This window comes from Pannonibacter phragmitetus DSM 14782 (assembly GCF_000382365.1).
In the GTDB taxonomy this organism is placed as follows: Bacteria; Pseudomonadota; Alphaproteobacteria; order Rhizobiales; family Stappiaceae; genus Pannonibacter; species Pannonibacter phragmitetus.
The window spans coordinates 173,484-191,566 of record NZ_KB908220.1 but is presented as its reverse complement, the minus strand read 5'-3'; the positions used below and the strand labels follow the sequence as shown (position 1 = coordinate 191,566).

Sequence of the window (18,083 nt, the reverse complement as noted above, 5' to 3'; positions counted from 1 at the left end):
GGAGAAAGCCTCAGTGAGCCACGGCGGCAGCAGCCGCCTCGTCGATCAGGCGTCCGGTGCGGAACCTGTCCAGGGAGAAGGGGGCGTTGATCGGGTGCGGCGCGCCAGTCGCAATGGTGTGGGCAAACACATGGCCCGAGCCCGGCGTCGCCTTGAAGCCGCCCGTGCCCCAGCCGCAGTTGACATAAAGCCCCGGTACCGGCGTCAGCCCGATGATCGGCGAGCGGTCCGGTGTGTTGTCGACGATGCCGCCCCAGTTGCGAAGCATGCGCATGCGCCGGAACATGGGGAACAGCTCGCAGATGGCATCCAGCGTGTGGGTGGTGATGTGCAGACCGCCTGCCTGCGAATAGGAAACGAACTGGTCCGTGCCCGCGCCGATCACCAGCTCACCCTTGTCGGACTGGGAGATATAGGCGTGGATGGTGTTGGACATGACCACGCAAGGGAAGGCGGGCTTGACCGGCTCGGACACCAGCGCCTGCAGCGGATTGGATTCCAGCGGCAGCTTCAGCCCGGCCATGGCCATGACAACAGAGGTGTTGCCGGCAGCGACGCAGCCGATCTTCTTGGCGCCGATGAAGCCGCGTGAGGTCTCAACGCCCGTGATTTCGCCGGAAGGCGCACGGCGGATGCCGGTGACGGCGCAGTTCTGGATGATGTCGACACCCATGGCGCTGGCCCCGCGTGCATAGCCCCAGGCCACCGCATCGTGCCGGGCCGTGCCGCCCACCCGCTGCAGCGCCGCGCCCATCACCGGATAGCGGATGTTCTTCTCGATGTTGAGCGGCGGGCAGAATTCCTTCGCCTCTTCCGGCGTCATCCACTCGTTCTCGACCCCGGCCAGCCGGTTGGCGTGGATGTGGCGCTTGAACACCTGCACGTCATGCACCGTATGGGCCAGCATCATCACGCCGCGCTTGGAATACATGACATTGTAATTGAGGTCCTGCGACAACCCGTCCCACAGGTTCAGCGCATGCTGGTAGAGGGCGGCGCTTTCCTCCCACAGATAGTTGGAGCGCACGATGGTGGTGTTGCGGCCCGTGTTGCCGCCACCCAGCCAGCCCTTGTCCAGCACGGCCACATTGGTGATGCCGTGCACCTTGGCCAGGTAATAGGCGGTGGCCAGCCCGTGGCCGCCCGCGCCGATGATGATGACGTCATAGGCGGCCTTGGGCTCCGGGGAGCGCCAGTGGCGGCCCCAGTTCTTGTGCGCGCTGAAGGCATTTTTCGCCAGTTCGAGAAGGGAATAGCGCGTCATTGCCGCCGGCAGGCTCCTTGTCATGGTGTGCCACTGCGCCGCCGCCGGGCAGGGCTTGTTGTCTCAGTGTGACTGACGCGGGCGGCTGGACACAAGGGGGCCTCCCGTCAGAACAGGTCTCCCATTTTTGCCGGTAGCTTTACAACATCCTAACCTCAGACAGTCCCGCAATGGTCAGAATCCGACATGCCCGCCGCGGCGGCCGTTCAGACTGGAAAATTCCGATGGAACAGGGGGCTCTGTGTGACGGCCTGGACAATTTGTGTCGCGTTTCGTGACACGCTCTGCCGCTCGATCTGTTACCAGGGGTGGCTCAGATGAACGCCACTGCTTATAACACGGCCATCATCATTGATGACTTGTCCATCGAAGGAGGGGAGATCCCATGGAAGTTCGCGCCGCAGTCGCCGTTCAGGCGGGCAAGCCGCTGGAAGTCATGACCGTCAATCTGGAAGGCCCGCGTGCCTTCGAGGTTCTGGTGGAAATCAAGGCCACCGGCATCTGCCACACCGATGATTTCACCCTGTCGGGTGCCGACCCGGAAGGCATCTTCCCGGCGATCCTGGGCCATGAGGGCGCCGGTGTCGTGGTGGAAGTGGGCAAGGGCGTCACCAGCCTGAAGCCGGGCGACCATGTGATTCCGCTCTATACGCCCGAGTGCCGCGAGTGCCCGTCCTGCCTGTCGCGCAAGACCAACCTGTGCACCGCCATCCGCGCCACGCAGGGCCAGGGCCTGATGCCGGACGGCACCTCGCGCTTCTCCATCGGCAAGGACAAGATCCATCACTACATGGGGTGCTCGACCTTCGCCAACTACACGGTTCTGCCGGAGATCGCGCTCGCCAAGGTCAACCCGGACGCGCCCTTCGACAAGATCTGCTACATCGGCTGCGGTGTCACCACCGGCATCGGTGCGGTCATCCACACCGCCAAGGTGGAGATCGGCGCCACGGCGGTCGTCTTCGGTCTCGGCGGCATCGGCCTCAACGTCATTCAGGGCCTGCGCCTTGCCGGTGCGGACATGATCATCGGCGTCGACATCAACAACTCCAAGAAGGAATGGGGCGAGCGCTTCGGCATGACCCATTTCGTCAACCCGCTGGAAATCGGCGAGGACATCGTTCCTTACATCGTCAACCTGACGAAGCGCGGTGCCGACACCATCGGCGGGGCTGATTACACCTTCGACTGCACGGGCAACACCAAGGTGATGCGGCAGGCGCTGGAATGCTCGCACCGCGGCTGGGGCAAGTCGGTGGTCATCGGCGTGGCTGGCGCCGGGCAGGAAATCTCCACCCGCCCGTTCCAGCTCGTCACGGGCCGCACCTGGATGGGCACCGCCTTCGGCGGCGCGCGCGGGCGCACGGACGTGCCGAAGATCGTCGACTGGTACATGGACGGCAAGATCGAGATCGACCCGATGATCACCCATCTGCTGCCGCTGGAAGACATCAACAAGGGCTTCGACATGATGCACTCGGGCGAGTCCATCCGCTCCGTCGTGGTCTATTGAGGGGCGGGTGATGAAGACCGTTTCCGAAAGCCGCATGTATGGCGGCGTGCAGGGCGTCTACACCCATGACAGCAAGGTCTGCGGTGTGCCGATGACCTTCGCCGTCTACCTGCCGCCGCAGGCTCAGGCGGGGCGCGTGCCCTGCCTGTGGTATCTGTCGGGCCTGACCTGCACCCACGAGAACGCCATGACCAAGGCCGGGCTGCAGGCCCATGCGGCCGAGTTCGGTCTGGCCATCGTCTTCCCCGACACCAGCCCGCGCGGCGAAGGTGTCGCCAATGACGAGGCCTATGATCTGGGGCAGGGCGCTGGCTTCTATGTCAACGCCACGCAGGCGCCATGGGCACCGCATTTCCGCATGGAGGACTATGTGGTGCGCGAGCTGCGCGATCTTGTGGCCGCGTCCTTCCCCGTGACGGACAGCCACGGCATCACCGGCCATTCCATGGGCGGCCACGGCGCGCTGACGCTCGCCATGCGCCACCCCGGCCACTATGCCTCGCTCTCGGCCTTCGCCCCGATTGCCCACCCGTCCGCCTCGGACTGGGGCCGCAAGCAGCTGGGGGCATATCTCGGTCCGGACGAAAGCCTGTGGCGCGGCCATGATGCGGTGCATCTGCTGGCGGACAAGGGCTGGTCTTCGGACCTTCTGGTGGATCAGGGCCTGTCCGACCAGTTCCTCGACCTGCTGAAGCCCGAAGCCCTCGCGGAAGCGCTGGGCCGCACCCGCACGCCCTCCACCGTCCGCCTGCAGGAAGGCTATGACCATTCCTACAATTTCGTCGCCACCTTCGGCCGCGATCATGTGGAATGGCATGCCGCACGGCTGAAGTGACGCAATACGCGTTTTCGCAATGAGCAAGGGGCGGGGCCGGGAACGGCTCCGCCCTTTGCCGTTGGGGCCTCCCGCTTCCTCATCCGCCGCAACCCGGAAAGCGAGCGGAATGCAAAAATATTCCTGTCCGGACAAGGGCTTGCCAGTCTGGTTTCGGGTCGTCCCGGCTTCTCCTGCCGCCTAGCTTGCCGGTGTTTTCAACCGGAGAGCAGATCCATGCAACTGAAAGACAAGGTCATCATCATCACCGGCGCCAGCAGCGGCATCGGCGAAGCGGCAGCGCGGATGTTTGCGGCACGCGGGGCAAGGCTCGTCATTGGCGCCAGACGCAAGGACAGGCTGGAGGCGCTGGCAGCTGAGATCAGCGCGGGCGGCGGCGCAGCTGTCCCTGTCTCTGGTGATGTGGCTGAGGCGGAACATGCGCAGGCGCTGGTGGATGCCGCGCTCGGCCAGTTCGGCCGTCTCGACGGGGCCTTCAACAATGCCGGCATGGTGGGGGACATGGTGCCGCTGCCGCAGATGAGCCCGGCCAACTGGCACCGGGTGCTGGAGGTCAACCTCACCAGCGCCTTCCATCTGGCACGGGCGCAGATCCCGGCCATGCTGGCGGATGGCGGGCAGGGCGCCATCGTCTTCACCTCCACCTTCGTCGGCCATGCGGCGGGCCTGCCGGGTATGGCAGCCTATGCGGCGGCAAAGGCGGGGCTCATTGGCCTGACGCAGGTTCTGGCCGCCGAACATGGCGCGGCAGGGCTCCGGGTCAACGCCCTGTTGCCGGGCGGCACCCGCACGGACATGGCGCCGCAGGATCAGGCCTCGCTGGACTGGGTGGCCGGCTTGCATGCCCTGAAGCGCCTTGCCCGGCCGGAAGAGATCGCGGCAGCTGCCGCCTTCCTCCTCAGTGACTATGCCTCCTTCGTCACCGGCACGGCACTGACCGCCGATGGCGGCAATTCCATCTCCAAGACCTGAGGGAAGCTCCCGGTGTGTCAGTGCACCGGGAGGTTGATCTTCAGCGCGGCCGCACGAAGGCCGCGCTGAGCAGCACGGCGAGCCAGCCGCAGATCATCAGTGAGCCACCCGTGGGCGCGGACATGGCAAACAGCCGTTCAGCCGTGAGCGCCCGGCTGACCAGATCGCCGCTGAACAGCGCAACGCCCGCCAGCAGCAGCACGAAGGCCACGGGCAGCAGCGGCACCCGCCGCAGTTGTGCCAGCGCGCCGAGGCCCAGAAACGCCGGGGCGTGGAACAGCAGCATGTTGGAGGCAACACTCATCATCCCGGTTGCATCCATATGCGTGCCAAGCGCCGCCAGCGCGACGCCGGCCGCCCCGCACAGCCCGGCCGCCACCATCCCCGCCCGGAACAGCGGATGCGTGGCCTGTGACGCCGCATTGTCAGAGGAAGAGCCTTGAGAAGAAACCTGCATCCTGAACCGCCATCAGCCAAACCCGGCACCACACGGCGCCCTCGGGGGAGTATCTGTCCGGGCAAATCTACCGGCGGCAGGGGGCGGTGTCGATGTGCGGGGGAATGGCAAAGGGACGCAGGGGAGGGGAGCGCGACGGCAATTTTCCGGCGTTACGATGTGTTATTCTGCATCATATTTGGTTTTTGATGCAGAAATAAACATCGATGAGATACGAAATCCAAGAGATCGCGGATCGCTTACGCAAGGCCAGAGAAGCCAAACTGCCGCGCAAGCTCGTCCTCGATACCGCCGAGGAAACCGTCGCGCTCTTCATGGAGCGATGGGAGACCGAAAAGATCAATCTTCCGATGCATCACGATGTTGTCGAGACCATCGGCAAGCATCTTGAAACACTGCCGATTGTCACCGGCAAAGAGTGATAGGATGCGGCCTAGAGACCTGGCGCCCCAGCGCGGTTTTTCGGGCTGGGGGCATCTCCCCCGCTCAAGGAGGGCAGTGTTTACATTGAGTGCACGGAGAAGGATCGGGCCTTCGTCTTGCCGCAGCGCCCCTCTCCCCCCTTGAGGGGGAGATGTCAGCACAAGCTGACAGAGGGGGGGTAGCAGCGCCTCAATACGGCAGGCCCTCTCTTGCAACCGGACAGGCTGCATACCCCCCTCTGCCCCCTGCCGGGGGCATCTCCCCCTCAAGGGGGGAGAGGAACTGGACCCTGACTGGCTGTCCGTTTTAGACAATGGTTCCTGAGGGAGGGGGCTGCGGCTTGTAAGAGGTGCCAAAGAACACTCTCTTGCGCTTCAAGGTAGAGGTAAGCATCTGTCATCCAGACGCCACAACTAGCCGCCGCGCGGTGCTGCTGTCCGTGTCAGCGCTGCCGCGAACAGCTCTTCTTTCAAGCGGCTGCCCAAGCCGCTCTGCAGACCTTCATCCACATGGCGCTGCATGGCCGCAATCTTGTTGCTGCGCTCCTGATCCTTGCGGATCAGATCAAGCACATAGTCGCTCGCATTCGCATAGTGGCCGGTGCGGGCCTGCTCCTCCATCCATTCCTTTACGGGATCTGGCAAGGATACAGTCATGGTCGCCATTAGCATCATCTCTATCTTGGTATCATGTTAAATGTTTGGAATAACTATCTTAGTAAAATTGCCTCGACAATACTATTTTTATCTCGATCGTGGGGGAATTTTTTCTGTTGTGTAATTCAGGTTAATGTAGTTTCAAATGAAGGAAATTGTGATCGGAAGAAAATTGAAATTTACTTATTGAAGGATAGGTTTTTTATTCTATTTCGAAGATGGATTGTTGTCTGTTCTATGCTTGGGTAAACTGTTGTTGCGTTGATATTGATACTGTCGAGTTGTTGCAAGATTTTTTGTTTTTCTTTGACCGTAATACGTGAAATCTCAATACCTTCATTGCCTCCTTCGGGAAGCGTTTCCTCGTGTCCGTAGATCAGAAATGCGCCTGATTGTGATTTAATGCGAGTATTCGTCTGCTTGGCCTTTACGCAAATGATTGAGCCCAGATCGTCGGGCATAATCCGCCCTTCGAAGTAACTCTTCTCTGATCGAATATGATGAAGAAGCTTCTGGGCGACGGCTAGATTATTAAAATCTTCCATGCTTAAACTTAAATCTATTTCCCCTTTCTGATCGTAGGTAAGATTTGATAAGTTGGAAATGCAACTTACTGTGTCGGAATCGTAATATTTTATCCTCTCTGATCTTATTTGGAATATTATCACTTCGCCGTCGGTTTTGATTGTCTCGTCGTTTTCATAGCAGGCAAAGAAGAGCGCAACGAGCGGATTGCTGGTTATGTCGAGGAGACGTGTTGGCAATCCATAGTGCTGCATGCGCACAAGACGATCGAAGCAATATTGATCTCCTTCGAAGTCATCGTAATGCCCTATGAGTAATTCTTTGCATAATCGGTCCTCATGTGGCATATATTGCCACGCGCCATCGAGCCTTTTCCTCAGTAGAGATGGTGTCAGCTCAAAGTTTTGATCCTCGTGTCCTCTAAAAAAGTTCTCAGTCGAGTCAGTGGCGGGAATTGCATATAGATATGCTAGGAACTCTTCGACACTACTTGCGCTTCCGATGATATTCTTCTGGCGCGGTGGGGGCTCTGCCGCATTGCCCTTTTGCGCGAGAACTTGATTGATCATCAGTTTTTGAGTTGGGCAGAATTCCTCTAGTTTCTTTAATATTTCTCGAGCATCGCCATTGCGGACTGCCCAATGTGTTCGGTAAAGCTGAAATCCATCGGCATTGAAGACTTCTCGTGCCTGTTCGAAATTTGTGAATTCTACTTTGCCAAAATCGATTATATTTTCAAAGTGAGTCGTAATTTCTCTTTCGCTTACATGCGTCCTGCTGATCTGTCCGTAACGTATTAGCATGGAGTAATTAGGCTTGGAGCGATAGATCTCGCTACAGAGGAATGTGGGCAGCTTTTCCAGGAAAGATATCGATGTTTCTCCGAAATCTTCCAAGCGTTTCTCGATTTCAGTCGGCGTGTACTCAAACATACGACCGCGATTCATCGAGATCTCGCTATCTGTATTTTCTAAATATTCCCAGCTTCCAAATGAGATATAGTTGAAGTTTTCTGCCATTTGTTTTCTTCTTATTTCTTAATTTTTAGATTAGCTCTTGAATTATGTTTAATTCTCAAGCCGCCTTCAGTCCGCGCTTTTCCAGCAGCGCATCAATGTCCGGGCCGCGGCCGCGGAAGGATTTGTAGGCTTCTTCGGGGTCCTGGCGGCCGCCGGCGGAGTAGATGAAGTCGTGGAGGCGGGTGGCGGTGGCGGGGTCGAAGATGTTGCCGGTTTCCTCGAAGGCGCCGAAGGCGTCCGCGTCCATCACCTCTGACCACATGTAGCTGTAGTAGCCGGAGGAATAGCCTTCGCCCGAAAAGGCGTGGGAGAAATGCGGGATGCGGTGGCGCATGATGATTTCGTCCGGCATGCCGATTTCCGCCAGCGCCGTCTTTTCATAGGCCGTGACATCAATGCCCGCCGGGTCCGCGATCTCGTGGAGATTGAGGTCGAGGAGGGCGCAGGCGGTGTATTCCACCGTGGCAAAGCCCTGATTGAAATTGCGTGCGCCCAGCACCTTGTCGAGCAGCGCCTTGGGCATGGGCTCGCCGGTCTTGTAATGCACGGCAAAGCGGGACAGCACCTCCGGCTGGCTCAGCCAGTGCTCATAAAGCTGCGAGGGCAGTTCCACGAAGTCCCGCGCCACGGACGTTCCGGAAATGGACGGGTAGGTGACATTGGACAACAGGCCATGCAGCCCGTGGCCGAATTCGTGGAAGAGGGTGCGGGCATCGTCAAAGGTCAGCAGGGCGGCCTCGCCATCGGCGCCCTTCGAGAAGTTCATGACATTGACAATGATAGGGGTGACCTCACCCTTCGCCCGGTGCTGCGAGCGGAAGGCGCTCATCCAGGCGCCGGAGCGCTTGGAGGGGCGGGCGAAATAATCGCCGAGGAAGAGGCCCACATGCTTGCCGTCGCGGCCTAGCACCTCGAAGACGCGCACATCCGGGTGATAGACCGGCAGACCCTTCTTCTCCTCGAAAGTGAGGCCGAACAGGCGTGTGGCGGTGTCGAAGGCGGCTTCGATCATCTTGCCGAGCTGAAGGTAGGGCTTCAGCTCCGCCTCATCGAGGTCATGGTCGCGCTTGCGCACCTTCTCGGAATAATAGCGCCAGTCCCATGGGGCGATGGGGGCGTTGTTGCCCTCCGCACGGGCGGCTTCCGCCAGCTTGCCGCGCTCGGTGCGGGCCTGCGCCACGGCAGGCGTCCACACGCGGGTCAGGAGGGCGCGCACGGCCTCCGGCGTCTTGGCCATGCAGTCGTCCAGCTTGTAGGCGGCATAATGCGGATAGCCGAGCAGCTGCGCCTTTTCGGCGCGCAGGGCCAGCGTGCGGGCCACGGTTTCGCGGTTGTCGGTCTCCCCGCCGGTCTCGCCGCGTGCAGCCCAGGCCTTGAAGGCCTCCTCGCGCTTTTCCCGGTTGGTGGAGAATTGCAGGAAGGGCTCGATGGAGGAGCGCGAGAGGGTGATCACGTGCTTGCCCTCCAGCCCCCGGTCGCGGGCGGCGGCAGCGGCTGCTGCAAGCAGGAAGTCGGGCAGGCCGGCGCGGTCTTCCTCCGTTTCCAGCACGAGCTGATAGCTGGATTCATCCTTCAGCACGTTCTGGGCAAAGCGGGTGCCGAGGGTCGCCAGCTCCTGGCCGATTTCTGCCATGCGGGCCTTGCCGGTCTCGTCCAGCCCTGCGCCCGAGCGGGTGAAGCCCAGCTTGTAGCGCTCCAGCACCCGCAGTTCCTCGCCAGTCAGGCCGAGGCTCTCGCGCCGCTCCCAAAGGTCAAACACGCGGGCGGCCAGCTTCGGGTTCAGCATGGTGTCGGAGCCGTGCTTGGCGAGCTTCGGCGCCATGTCGCGCTCGATGTCCTGAAGTTCGGCGCTGGTGTGCGCGCCAGTCAGGTTGAAGAAGGTGCGGGCAACGCGGGACAGGTCCTCGCCAGCCGTTTCAAGGGCAATGATCGTATTGGAAAAGCTTGGTGCCTCTGCCTGATCTGCGATGGCGTTGATTTCCTTGCGTGCGCTCTGCATGGCCGTTTCAAAGGCCTCGCGGAAATGCGCCGGGGTGATGTCAGCGAAGGGCGGCAGGCCAAAGGGCGTGGACCAGACAGTGAGGAGAGGGTTTCCGGACATGAGATTTTCCAATGGTTGGCGGCAGGCGTTCTGCCTTCATATGGGGCAAGAGTTTCCAGATGCCAAACGTCAGTTGCTGACTGCGGAGGAGGTGGCGGGCGGGCCGAAGAGAACCTGATGCATGATGCGGCCCGGCATGAACGTGAAGAGCCCGGCCACCAGCAACGCCCAGAACATGATGTGCTGCATGGCCTTGCGATGCGTGGCCAGCCTGCCGCGCCGGGCCGCGTAAACGGCAGCGGGAACGCCGATGAGGGTGATGAGCGAGAGAATGTGGATGGGGCTGAAGGGGCCGGTCATCCGCAGCTCGTGAATGAAGAGGCTGGACCCGGCGACCCAGAGCATCAGCCCTGCCCAGAGATAGCCAAGGCTGCGGTGGGGAAGGGTTCCCTTCGGTGCGGCCAGCTGCATCGCGCCCAGAACGGCAGCGGCGATGGCGGCAAGGGCATGCGTCGCAATGATGGGGCCTGCTGCCAGAAGCGGCTCAAGTGTCATGGCGCCACCTCACCACATGCTCGTGCGGGCGCGCTCTGGCCATTCCTTGTCATAGGCCTCGCCGCCGACGCTGCCATCGGACAGGCTGGCGAGGATCTGGCCCGGCGTCGGCAGGGTGCTGGAGTCCACATGGGCGGCGGTGTCCCACAGTCCGGCGCGCATGATGGCGCGGGCGCACTGGAAGTAGATGGTTTCGATGGAAATGACGAGAACGGAGCGAGGCCGCTTTCCTTCCATTTCCAGCCGGGTCAGCAGCGCCTCATCGATGCTGACAACGGCGCGGCCATTGACGCGCAGGGCGTTGCCATGGCCGGGAATGAGGAACATCAGCGCCACGCGCGGATCGCGCACCACATTGCGCAAGGAATCGATCCGGTTGTTGCCGCGCCGGTCGGGCATCAGCAGGGTGGTGTCATTCTCGATGATGACGCAGGAGCCCTTGTCGCCGCGCGGCGAACAGTCCAGCCCCTCCGGACCGCTGGTGGCCAGCGCGCAGAAGGGTGCGGCTTCGATCAGGCGGCGGTATTCCGGCGTGATGCGCGGGCTTTCCTTGACGGTGGAAGCAGGGCCCGCAGTGCCATAGAGTTTTTCCAGATCGTCAATGCTGGTGATGATGCTCATCGTGCCGGTGTCCCTGATGCCTTTGCTGCGCTAGAGCTAATCCTGATCAGGTCCGGCCTGCCAGTGTTTTAATGTGGCAGGGCAGAATTTTTCAACACGGGGAAAACCGTTGCAGATCATGGATCATGCCGCTGCCGCACCGGTGCCGCCGCTGGGCATCATCATGCTGGACACCGCTTTTGAGCGCCCGCCAGGCGATGTGGGCAATGCGGCCAGCTGGCCGTTTCCGGTGCTGTACCGGACTGTCAGCGGTGCAACGGCGCGCAAGGTGGTGGGTGGGGATGATGCGGATCTGCTGGATGCCTTCGCCGCCGCCGGAGAGGCGTTGCGGGAGCAGGGCGCCGTGGCGCTCATCACCTCCTGCGGCTTTCTGGCGGCGCGCCAGCCGGCACTTGCCACCCGTCTGTCCCTGCCGCTGGCCACCTCCAGCCTGTTGCAGATCCCGGTGATTGCCAGCCTCCTGCCCAAGGGGCGCACGGTCGGGGTGATCACCTATGATGCTGGCTCCCTTGGCCCTGCGCACTTTGAGGGTGTGGGCGCTGATCCGGCAACGCCGGTTGCGGGCCTGCCGCAGGGCGGGGCTTTCCGCAGCCTGATCGAGGGCGGGGCGGCCTATGATGCACCTGCACTTCAGGCGGAGCTGGAGGGGGTGGCAGAGCGGCTGATCGCGGAGCATCCCTCCACCGGCGCACTCTTGCTGGAATGCACCAACCTGCCGCCGTTCTCGTCTGCCTTACGGCTGCGCTTCGGCCTGCCGGTCTTCGACATCCTCACCCTCGGCCGCTGGCTGCATCAGGCGGCCTGCGGGCAGATTTGAGGTACTGAACCAGATCCTGCATTGGTTCACATCTTTCTCCTGTCTCCGGAGTCTGCCGTTACCGTTCGCCGTTGTGGGGTGAGGCGCGCGCCCCGGGGCGCGGCGTCAAACCATCTCCAGATTACCCGCGAAAATGATGGGCATTTGCACAGTCTTTGGGCGTGCCATTTGCTTAGCTTTGCCGCTTGACAGACTGCCGCGTCGTCTAACAGGATGAACCAATCTTGAAAATGGTTCACTCAATGGTCCAGACTGTGCCGCATCCTGACAATGCCAATTACGCGCTGGAGAAGCTGCGCGACATGCTGCGCGAAGGTGACTTCGGCGTGGATGGAAAGCTGCCGACCGAACGGGCGCTTTCGGCCAAGCTCGGCCTCGGGCGTCGCGCCATCCGCCGCGCGCTGGAGGTGCTGGAAGCCGAAGGCGAGATCTGGCGCCGGCAGGGGGCGGGCACTTTTGCCGGGCAGCGGCCGGGCGGCCTTGCGCAAGGGGTTGATGCGATTGTTGCAGGCACCGACTTCATGGAAATCATGGAGGTGCGCCTGCGAATCGAGCCGCAACTGGCGCAGCTGGCGGCACTGCGGGCCAAGCCTGCGGAGCTGGCGCGCATGCGTGATCTTGCCCGGCGCATCAAGGAGAGTGATGACGCCGATGCCCGTGAATTGTGGGATGGCGCCCTGCACCGGCAGATCGCCCAGAGCGCGCGCAACGGGCTGTTCCTCACCATTTTCGATGTGATCAACCAGGTCCGGCAGGATGAGGCCTGGCAGAACATCCGCGAGCGGGCCCGCACCGGCACGGGCATCAGCATGGCCTATGCACAGCACGAGGACATTATTGCCGCGATCGCCGCGCGTGACCCGGCGCGGGCGGGGGAGGCGATGCGCCAGCACCTCCTGATGCTGCAGGAGCGCCTCATCCGCGCGACATCGCTCGATCATGAGACGCCTGCGCCAGACGCGGCTGACGAGGCAATCGCCTCCTGAGACTTCACCGGGCGGTTCCCGCCCGGAAACAGAGCTTCACCGGGCGGAAAGCCGCCCGAAGCGGAAATCACCGGGCGGAAAGCCGCCCGGATGACGGGACAAGCCGGCACAGACAAGCCGGTCCCTTGTGAGCCAACAGAACCAATGGAACAGAGGAGAATGGCATGACCCGACTTTTGCGCCTGACGACAGCGCTCGCCTTTGGGGCGCTTTCGGCGCTGCCCGTTGCCGCCGCCGAGCTGAAGATCGGCCTGCAGGATGATGCCGATGTGCTGGACCCGGCGCAGTCGCGCACTTTTGTCGGGCGCATCGTCTACACCGCCATGTGCGACAAGCTGGTTGATGTGTCGCCGGATCTGAAGATCATCCCGCAGCTGGCAACGGAATGGGCCTGGTCGGAGGACGGCATGGCCCTGACGATGAAGCTGCGCGAGGGCGTGAAGTTCCATGACGGCACGGACATGGACGCTGCGGCCGTGGTGGCCACCATCGAGCGCAACATGACGCTGCCCGAGTCCCGCCGCAAGAGCGAGCTGTCCTCGGTCGAGAAGATCGAGGCAACGGGGCCGCTCGAGGTCGTGTTCACGCTGAAGAAGCCCGACGTGACGCTGCTGGCCCAGTTGTCGGACCGGGCCGGCATGATCGTCTCCCCGGCAGCGGCTGAAAAGCTTGGGGCCAACTTCGGCTCCAGCCCGGTTTGCGCAGGGCCGTTCAAGTTTGTCGAGCGCATCCAGCAGGACCGGATCGTGCTGGAGAAGTTCCAGGACTACTGGAACAAGGACAATGTCTTCATCGACAAGGTTACCTATCTGCCGATCCCCGATTCCACCGTCCGGCTGGCCAACCTGCAGTCGGGTGATCTCGACATGATCGAGCGTCTTGCCCCCACCGATGCTGCGGCGGTGAAGGCGAATGCGAAGCTCACCTATGCGGATGTGGTCAACATCGGCTACATGGCGCTTTATGTGAACATCGCCAATGGTCCGCGGGCCGACAATCCTTTCGGCAAGGACAAGCGCCTGCGTCAGGCGTTCTCGCTGTCCATCGACCGCGATGCCCTGAACCAGATCGTCTATGAAGGCACGGCCGTTGGCGGCAACCAGCCGTTCCCGCCGAACAGCCCGTGGTTCAATGCCGCGCTTCCCGTGCCTGCCCGTGATGTTGAAAAGGCCAAGGAACTGATGCAGGAGGCCGGATACGACCGCGTGCCCATCGAGCTTCAGGTCGCCAACAATCCGGTTGCCCAGCAGATGATGCAGGTGGTGCAGTCTATGGTGGCGGAAGCGGGCTTTGACGTCAGCCTGAAGTCGACCGAGTTTGCCACGCTGCTCGACGAGCAGACGCGCGGAAACTATCAGCTGTCGCGTTCGGACTGGTCGGGCCGTGTCGATCCGGATGGCAACATCCACCAGTTCATCAGCTGCAATGGCGGCATCAACGACACCAAGTACTGCAATCCGGAAGTCGACCGGCTTCTGAACGAGGCGCGTGCCTCGACGGATGATGCCGTGCGCAAGGAAAAGTATGATGCGGCGAGCGTGATCCTCAACGACGATATGCCGATCATCTATCTCGGGCACCAGTCCTGGATCTGGGCGATGCAGAAGAATGTCACCGGCTTCGTTGCCTCGCCGGACGGCATGATCCGCCTGACCGGCCTGAAAAAGGAAGACTGACGGAACCGCCCCCTTGCGGGGCTGGTTTCCGTGCGTCCACGGCGCTGCGGAGCATCCTCCGCAGCGCTCCCCATCCCACCGTGCCGTGAAGGATGGCATCCATGCCTGTCTACATTGCGAAACGTCTGCTGGTCGCCATCCCGACCCTGCTGATCATTTCCATCTTCGTCTTCTCGCTGCAGAAGCTTCTGCCCGGCGACCCCATCCTTGTGATGGCGGGAGAAGAGCGTGATCCGGCGGTTCTGGAAATGCTGCGGGAGAAATACCGCCTCAATGATCCGCTGCCGGTGCAGTATCTCACCTGGCTCGGCGGCGTCATGACCGGCGATCTCGGCGTCTCCCTGCGCACCAACCAGCCGGTAACCGAACTCATCGCCCAGAAGCTGCCGGTCACCATTCAGCTCGCTGTCATGTCGATGATCTTTGCCTTCCTGATCGGCGTGCCGATGGGCATCCTGGCGGCGGTGAAGAAGAACACGGCCATCGACTATATTGCCAGCATCATTGCGCTGTCGGGCCTGTCGGTGCCCAATTTCTGGCTCGGCATCATGCTGATCCTGCTGGTGTCGGTGAACCTCGGCTGGCTGCCGGCGTCTGGCTTTGAATCGATCTTCGTGGATCCCGTCCGCTCGCTGCAGACGATGATCATGCCCTCCTTCGTGCTGGGCACCGCGCTGGCGGCAACGCTGATGCGGCACACGCGCTCGGCCATGCTCGGCGTCCTGTCGCAGGATTACATCCGCACGGCGCGGGCCAAGGGGCTTTCGCCGCGCGAGGTGGTGCTGTCGCATTCCTTCCGCAATGCGCTGCTGCCCGTCGTCACGCTGAGTGCGCTGCTGTTCGGCGAGCTGCTGGCCGGGGCCGTGCTGACCGAGCAGATCTTCACCATTCCGGGCTTCGGCAAGCTGATCGTCGATGCGGTCTTCAACCGTGATTACGCCGTGGTGCAGGGCGTCGTCATGTGCACGGCGGTGGGTTTCATCGCGATGAACCTTGTTGCCGACATTCTCTACGTCCTTCTCAATCCACGGCTGAGGGCAAGCCTATGACTGCGATCGAACAGCCATCCGTGGCGGCCCGCCCCGAGGGCAGCCGGTCCTGGAAGAAGCTGCGCTCCAGCCGCAGCGCGCTGGCCGGGCTCATCATCATCGCCTTCTTTTCAGGGCTTGCCATCCTTGCGCCGCTGCTGCCCATCGCCGATCCGGTGGCTACCAGCTGGTCGGCGATCCGCAAGGCCCCTTCGGCGGCTCACTGGCTCGGCACGGATGATCTGGGCCGGGACATCCTGTCGCGCATGATCTGGGGGGCAAGAGCCTCGCTGATGGCCGGTGTCTTTTCGGTGCTGATTGCCGCCGGCATCGGGGTACCTCTCGGCATTTTGGCCGGCTATTTCGGCGGCTGGGTGGATCTCGTCATCTCGCGTGTCACCGAAGCGCTGCTGGCGCTGCCTTTCCTGATCATGGCCATCGCCCTTGCCGCCTTCCTCAGCCCGAGCCTCACCAATGCGATGATTGCGATTGGTCTGTCGGCCATGCCCATTTTCGTCCGGTTGACACGGGGCCAGGTGCTGGCGGTGAAGCAGGAAGATTATGTGGAAGGGGCCCGCTCTGTCGGCCTTGGCCACATGGACATCATGCTCCGCTACATCCTGCCCAATGTCACCGCGCCGATCATCGTTCAGGCGACGCTGACCGTTGCCACCGCCATCATTGCCGAAGCGAGCCTTTCGTTCCTCGGCCTCGGGCAGCAGCCACCGGCGGCCAGCTGGGGCTCCATGCTGAATGTGGCGAAGAATTTCCTCTCACAGGCACCCTGGATGGCCATGTGGCCGGGCGCCGCGATCTTCCTTGTGGTGATCGGATTCAACCTCCTGGGCGATGGTCTGCGCGATGCGCTGGACCCGCGCGAACACTGATTTGCAGAAGAAGGCAGAGACATTGACTGAGTTCACCACACGGCCGGAAATCCTCGGCACCTTCGGTGTTGTCACCTCGACCCACTGGATCGCCTCTGCGGTCGGCATGAGCATTCTGGAAAAGGGCGGCAACGCCTTTGATGCGGCGGTTGCAGCAGGCTTTGTCCTGCAGATCGTCGAGCCGCATCTGTGCGGGCCCGGCGGCGACATGCCGGCGGTCATCTATTCCAAGAAGACGGACAAGGTGGAGGTGATCTGCGCGCAAGGGCCAGCCCCGGCAGGTGCCACCATTGAGCACTACACCAGCGAAGGGCTGAAGCTGATCCCCGGTGACGGGCTGCTGTCTACCGTCATTCCGGGCGCCTTTGACGGCTGGATGCTGATGCTGCGCGACTATGGCACCCTGTCTCTGCGCGAGGTGCTGGAGCCTGCCATCTACTATGCCGAGCACGGCCATCCGATGCTGCCGCGTGTGTCGGCAACGATCAAGGGGCTGGGTGATTTCTTCGAGAAGGAATGGCCGACCTCCTACGAGACCTGGCTGCCCGGCGGCGCGGCACCCGAGCCCCATGCCAACTTCCGCAATCCGGTTCTGGCGGAAACCTGGAAGCGCATCATTGCGGAGGCGGAAGCAAAGACCGGCCGCGAGGAGCAGGTGGAGGCCGCACGTGATGCCTTCTACCGGGGCTTCGTTGCCGAGGCCATCGGCAACTACCTGAAGACGGCCGAGGTGATGGATGCGAGCGGTCATAAGCACAAGGGCGTGCTGACGGCCGATGACATGGCGAACTGGAGCGCCACCATCGAGGCTCCGCAGACTTTTGATTACCACGATTGGACCGTGGCCAAGACGCAGGCCTGGGGGCAGGGGCCGGTGCTGCTGCAGTCGCTGGCGCTGCTCAAGGGCTTTGACATTGCCGCGATGGACCCGGCCGGTCCCGATTTCGTCCACCACGTGGTCGAGGCGATGAAGCTCGCTTATGCGGACCGTGAGGTCTATTACGGCGATCCGAAATTCGGGGAAATCCCGGCGGAGTTCCTGCTGTCGGAGGGCTACAACAGCGAGCGGCGCAAGCTGATCGGGCCTGAGGCCTCGTTCGACCTGCGCCCCGGAACCGTGCCCGGCTACGAGCAGCAGCGCGATGCGACCATGGCCATGCTGGCCGAGTTCTCCGGCCGGGGCGCGGTCTATGAGCCGACCATGGCGCATCTGACCGAGAAAAAGGGCGATACGGTCCACATCGATGTGATCGACCGCTGGGGCAACATGGTGGCGGTGACCCCCTCCGGCGGCTGGCTGCAGTCCTCGCCGGTGGTTCCGGGGCTTGGCTTTGCGCTCAATTCCCGCGCGCAGATGTTCTGGCTGAAGGAAGGGCTGCCCACCTCCCTTGCGCCTGGAAAGCGTCCGCGCACGACCCTGACGCCATCCATTGCACTCTATCAGGGACGGCCGACCCTGGCCTTCGGAACGCCCGGCGGCGACCAGCAGGATCAGTGGCAGCTGCCATTCTTCCTGCGCTATGCCCATCACACGAAGAACCTGCAGGCGGCCATTGATGCGCCGCTGTTCCACTCCACCCATTTCCCCGGCTCCTTCTATCCGCGCACGTCCGAGCCGGGCCACATCATGGTGGAGGAGAGCTTCGGCGAGGCGGCAATTGCAGAGCTGCGCCGGCGCGGGCATCAGGTGACCGTTGCCGGCAGCTGGAGCGTCGGGCGCCTGACGGCTGCACGCCGCGATGCCGATGGCCTGCTGCGGGCGGCGGCAACGCCTCGCCTGATGCAGGCCTATGCGGTGGGGCGCTGAG

At 62.2% G+C, this 18,083-nt stretch carries 17 protein-coding genes; 10 read left to right on the top strand and 7 right to left on the bottom strand.

Annotated elements, in window-relative coordinates; genetic code table 11:
- Nucleotides 1–10: 10 nt before the first annotated feature.
- Nucleotides 11–1,264 carry a sarcosine oxidase subunit beta family protein gene (locus tag H163_RS0111855; protein WP_019964801.1) on the bottom strand — a complete coding sequence of 418 codons (1,254 nt, stop codon included), beginning with the start codon at nt 1,262–1,264 and terminating at the stop codon, nt 11–13.
- 385 nt (nt 1,265–1,649) lie between these two features.
- On the opposite strand from H163_RS0111855, the gene H163_RS0111850 reads away from it, so the two are divergent.
- The 3 genes from H163_RS0111850 (at nt 1,650) to H163_RS0111840 (ending at nt 4,584) form a co-directional block, all read left to right on the top strand.
- On the top strand, nt 1,650–2,777 hold the full coding sequence (locus H163_RS0111850) for an S-(hydroxymethyl)glutathione dehydrogenase/class III alcohol dehydrogenase (protein WP_019964800.1): 1,128 nt from the start codon (nt 1,650–1,652) through the stop codon (nt 2,775–2,777).
- Nucleotides 2,778–2,787: 10 nt separating this feature from the next.
- On the top strand, nt 2,788–3,612 hold the full coding sequence (gene fghA / locus H163_RS0111845) for an S-formylglutathione hydrolase (RefSeq protein ID WP_019964799.1): 825 nt from the start codon (nt 2,788–2,790) through the stop codon (nt 3,610–3,612).
- A 216-nt stretch (nt 3,613–3,828) separates the two neighbouring features.
- Entirely contained in the window at nt 3,829–4,584 is a 756-nt protein-coding gene (locus H163_RS0111840) for an SDR family oxidoreductase (RefSeq protein WP_019964798.1), read from the top strand.
- Nucleotides 4,585–4,624: 40 nt separating this feature from the next.
- Here the strand turns inward: H163_RS0111840 and H163_RS0111835 are convergent, their stop codons facing one another.
- A complete protein-coding gene (locus H163_RS0111835; RefSeq protein WP_019964797.1) occupies nt 4,625–5,041 on the bottom strand; it encodes a DUF423 domain-containing protein in 417 nt (138 codons plus the stop codon).
- A gap of 206 nt (nt 5,042–5,247) precedes the next feature.
- On the opposite strand from H163_RS0111835, the gene H163_RS0111830 reads away from it, so the two are divergent.
- The gene (locus H163_RS0111830) at nt 5,248–5,463 is read left to right on the top strand and encodes a hypothetical protein (protein WP_019964796.1); all 216 of its coding nucleotides are present in this window, start codon (nt 5,248–5,250) and stop codon (nt 5,461–5,463) included.
- Nucleotides 5,464–5,877: 414 nt separating this feature from the next.
- On the opposite strand, the gene H163_RS0111825 is transcribed toward H163_RS0111830, so the two are convergent.
- From H163_RS0111825 to H163_RS0111805, 5 genes are all read right to left on the bottom strand, one after another.
- Nucleotides 5,878–6,129 carry a type II toxin-antitoxin system ParD family antitoxin gene (locus tag H163_RS0111825; protein ID WP_026355760.1) on the bottom strand — a complete coding sequence of 84 codons (252 nt, stop codon included), beginning with the start codon at nt 6,127–6,129 and terminating at the stop codon, nt 5,878–5,880.
- Between the two features lie 170 nt (nt 6,130–6,299).
- On the bottom strand, nt 6,300–7,664 hold the full coding sequence (locus tag H163_RS0111820; protein WP_019964794.1) for an FRG domain-containing protein: 1,365 nt from the start codon (nt 7,662–7,664) through the stop codon (nt 6,300–6,302).
- A 55-nt stretch (nt 7,665–7,719) separates the two neighbouring features.
- A complete protein-coding gene (locus H163_RS0111815) occupies nt 7,720–9,765 on the bottom strand; it encodes a M3 family metallopeptidase (protein ID WP_040678743.1) in 2,046 nt (681 codons plus the stop codon).
- 69 nt (nt 9,766–9,834) lie between these two features.
- Nucleotides 9,835–10,260, bottom strand: a complete 426-nt coding sequence (locus tag H163_RS0111810) for a DUF2306 domain-containing protein (RefSeq protein ID WP_019964792.1) — start codon at nt 10,258–10,260, stop codon at nt 9,835–9,837.
- A gap of 9 nt (nt 10,261–10,269) precedes the next feature.
- A complete protein-coding gene (locus H163_RS0111805) occupies nt 10,270–10,881 on the bottom strand; it encodes a pyridoxamine 5'-phosphate oxidase family protein (RefSeq protein WP_019964791.1) in 612 nt (203 codons plus the stop codon).
- Nucleotides 10,882–10,999: 118 nt separating this feature from the next.
- On the opposite strand from H163_RS0111805, the gene H163_RS0111800 reads away from it, so the two are divergent.
- From H163_RS0111800 to H163_RS0111775, 6 genes are all read left to right on the top strand, one after another.
- The gene (locus H163_RS0111800) at nt 11,000–11,698 is read left to right on the top strand and encodes an aspartate/glutamate racemase family protein (protein WP_026355759.1); all 699 of its coding nucleotides are present in this window, start codon (nt 11,000–11,002) and stop codon (nt 11,696–11,698) included.
- A 242-nt stretch (nt 11,699–11,940) separates the two neighbouring features.
- Nucleotides 11,941–12,684, top strand: coding sequence for a FadR/GntR family transcriptional regulator (locus H163_RS0111795; RefSeq protein WP_019964789.1), 744 nt, complete (start codon nt 11,941–11,943; stop codon nt 12,682–12,684).
- A 164-nt stretch (nt 12,685–12,848) separates the two neighbouring features.
- Complete coding sequence (locus H163_RS0111790; protein WP_026355758.1) at nt 12,849–14,360, top strand: ABC transporter substrate-binding protein; 1,512 nt, start codon at nt 12,849–12,851, stop codon at nt 14,358–14,360.
- Nucleotides 14,361–14,461: 101 nt separating this feature from the next.
- On the top strand, nt 14,462–15,409 hold the full coding sequence (locus H163_RS0111785; RefSeq protein WP_026355757.1) for an ABC transporter permease: 948 nt from the start codon (nt 14,462–14,464) through the stop codon (nt 15,407–15,409).
- Entirely contained in the window at nt 15,406–16,275 is an 870-nt protein-coding gene (locus H163_RS0111780) for an ABC transporter permease (RefSeq protein WP_019964786.1), read from the top strand. The genes H163_RS0111785 and H163_RS0111780 overlap by 4 nt, the downstream gene beginning before the upstream one ends.
- A gap of 22 nt (nt 16,276–16,297) precedes the next feature.
- Entirely contained in the window at nt 16,298–18,082 is a 1,785-nt protein-coding gene (locus H163_RS0111775) for a gamma-glutamyltransferase family protein (protein ID WP_026355756.1), read from the top strand.
- Nucleotide 18,083: the final 1 nt, after the last annotated feature.

What these genes read in the sequence shown, in the direction of transcription:
- H163_RS0111825 (WP_026355760.1), bottom strand. Translation starts at nt 6,129, where the DNA reads ATGGCGACCATGACTGTATCCTTGCCAGATCCCGTAAAGGAATGGATG.
- H163_RS0111840 (WP_019964798.1), top strand. Translation starts at nt 3,829, where the DNA reads ATGCAACTGAAAGACAAGGTCATCATCATCACCGGCGCCAGCAGCGGC.
- H163_RS0111805 (WP_019964791.1), bottom strand. Translation starts at nt 10,881, where the DNA reads ATGAGCATCATCACCAGCATTGACGATCTGGAAAAACTCTATGGCACT.
- H163_RS0111815 (WP_040678743.1), bottom strand. Translation starts at nt 9,765, where the DNA reads ATGTCCGGAAACCCTCTCCTCACTGTCTGGTCCACGCCCTTTGGCCTG.
- H163_RS0111820 (WP_019964794.1), bottom strand. Translation starts at nt 7,664, where the DNA reads ATGGCAGAAAACTTCAACTATATCTCATTTGGAAGCTGGGAATATTTA.
- H163_RS0111790 (WP_026355758.1), top strand. Translation starts at nt 12,849, where the DNA reads ATGACCCGACTTTTGCGCCTGACGACAGCGCTCGCCTTTGGGGCGCTT.
- H163_RS0111835 (WP_019964797.1), bottom strand. Translation starts at nt 5,041, where the DNA reads ATGCAGGTTTCTTCTCAAGGCTCTTCCTCTGACAATGCGGCGTCACAG.
- H163_RS0111850 (WP_019964800.1), top strand. Translation starts at nt 1,650, where the DNA reads ATGGAAGTTCGCGCCGCAGTCGCCGTTCAGGCGGGCAAGCCGCTGGAA.
- H163_RS0111785 (WP_026355757.1), top strand. Translation starts at nt 14,462, where the DNA reads ATGCCTGTCTACATTGCGAAACGTCTGCTGGTCGCCATCCCGACCCTG.
- H163_RS0111800 (WP_026355759.1), top strand. Translation starts at nt 11,000, where the DNA reads ATGGATCATGCCGCTGCCGCACCGGTGCCGCCGCTGGGCATCATCATG.
- H163_RS0111855 (WP_019964801.1), bottom strand. Translation starts at nt 1,264, where the DNA reads ATGACGCGCTATTCCCTTCTCGAACTGGCGAAAAATGCCTTCAGCGCG.
- H163_RS0111795 (WP_019964789.1), top strand. Translation starts at nt 11,941, where the DNA reads ATGGTCCAGACTGTGCCGCATCCTGACAATGCCAATTACGCGCTGGAG.
- H163_RS0111830 (WP_019964796.1), top strand. Translation starts at nt 5,248, where the DNA reads ATGAGATACGAAATCCAAGAGATCGCGGATCGCTTACGCAAGGCCAGA.
- fghA (WP_019964799.1), top strand. Translation starts at nt 2,788, where the DNA reads ATGAAGACCGTTTCCGAAAGCCGCATGTATGGCGGCGTGCAGGGCGTC.
- H163_RS0111810 (WP_019964792.1), bottom strand. Translation starts at nt 10,260, where the DNA reads ATGACACTTGAGCCGCTTCTGGCAGCAGGCCCCATCATTGCGACGCAT.
- H163_RS0111780 (WP_019964786.1), top strand. Translation starts at nt 15,406, where the DNA reads ATGACTGCGATCGAACAGCCATCCGTGGCGGCCCGCCCCGAGGGCAGC.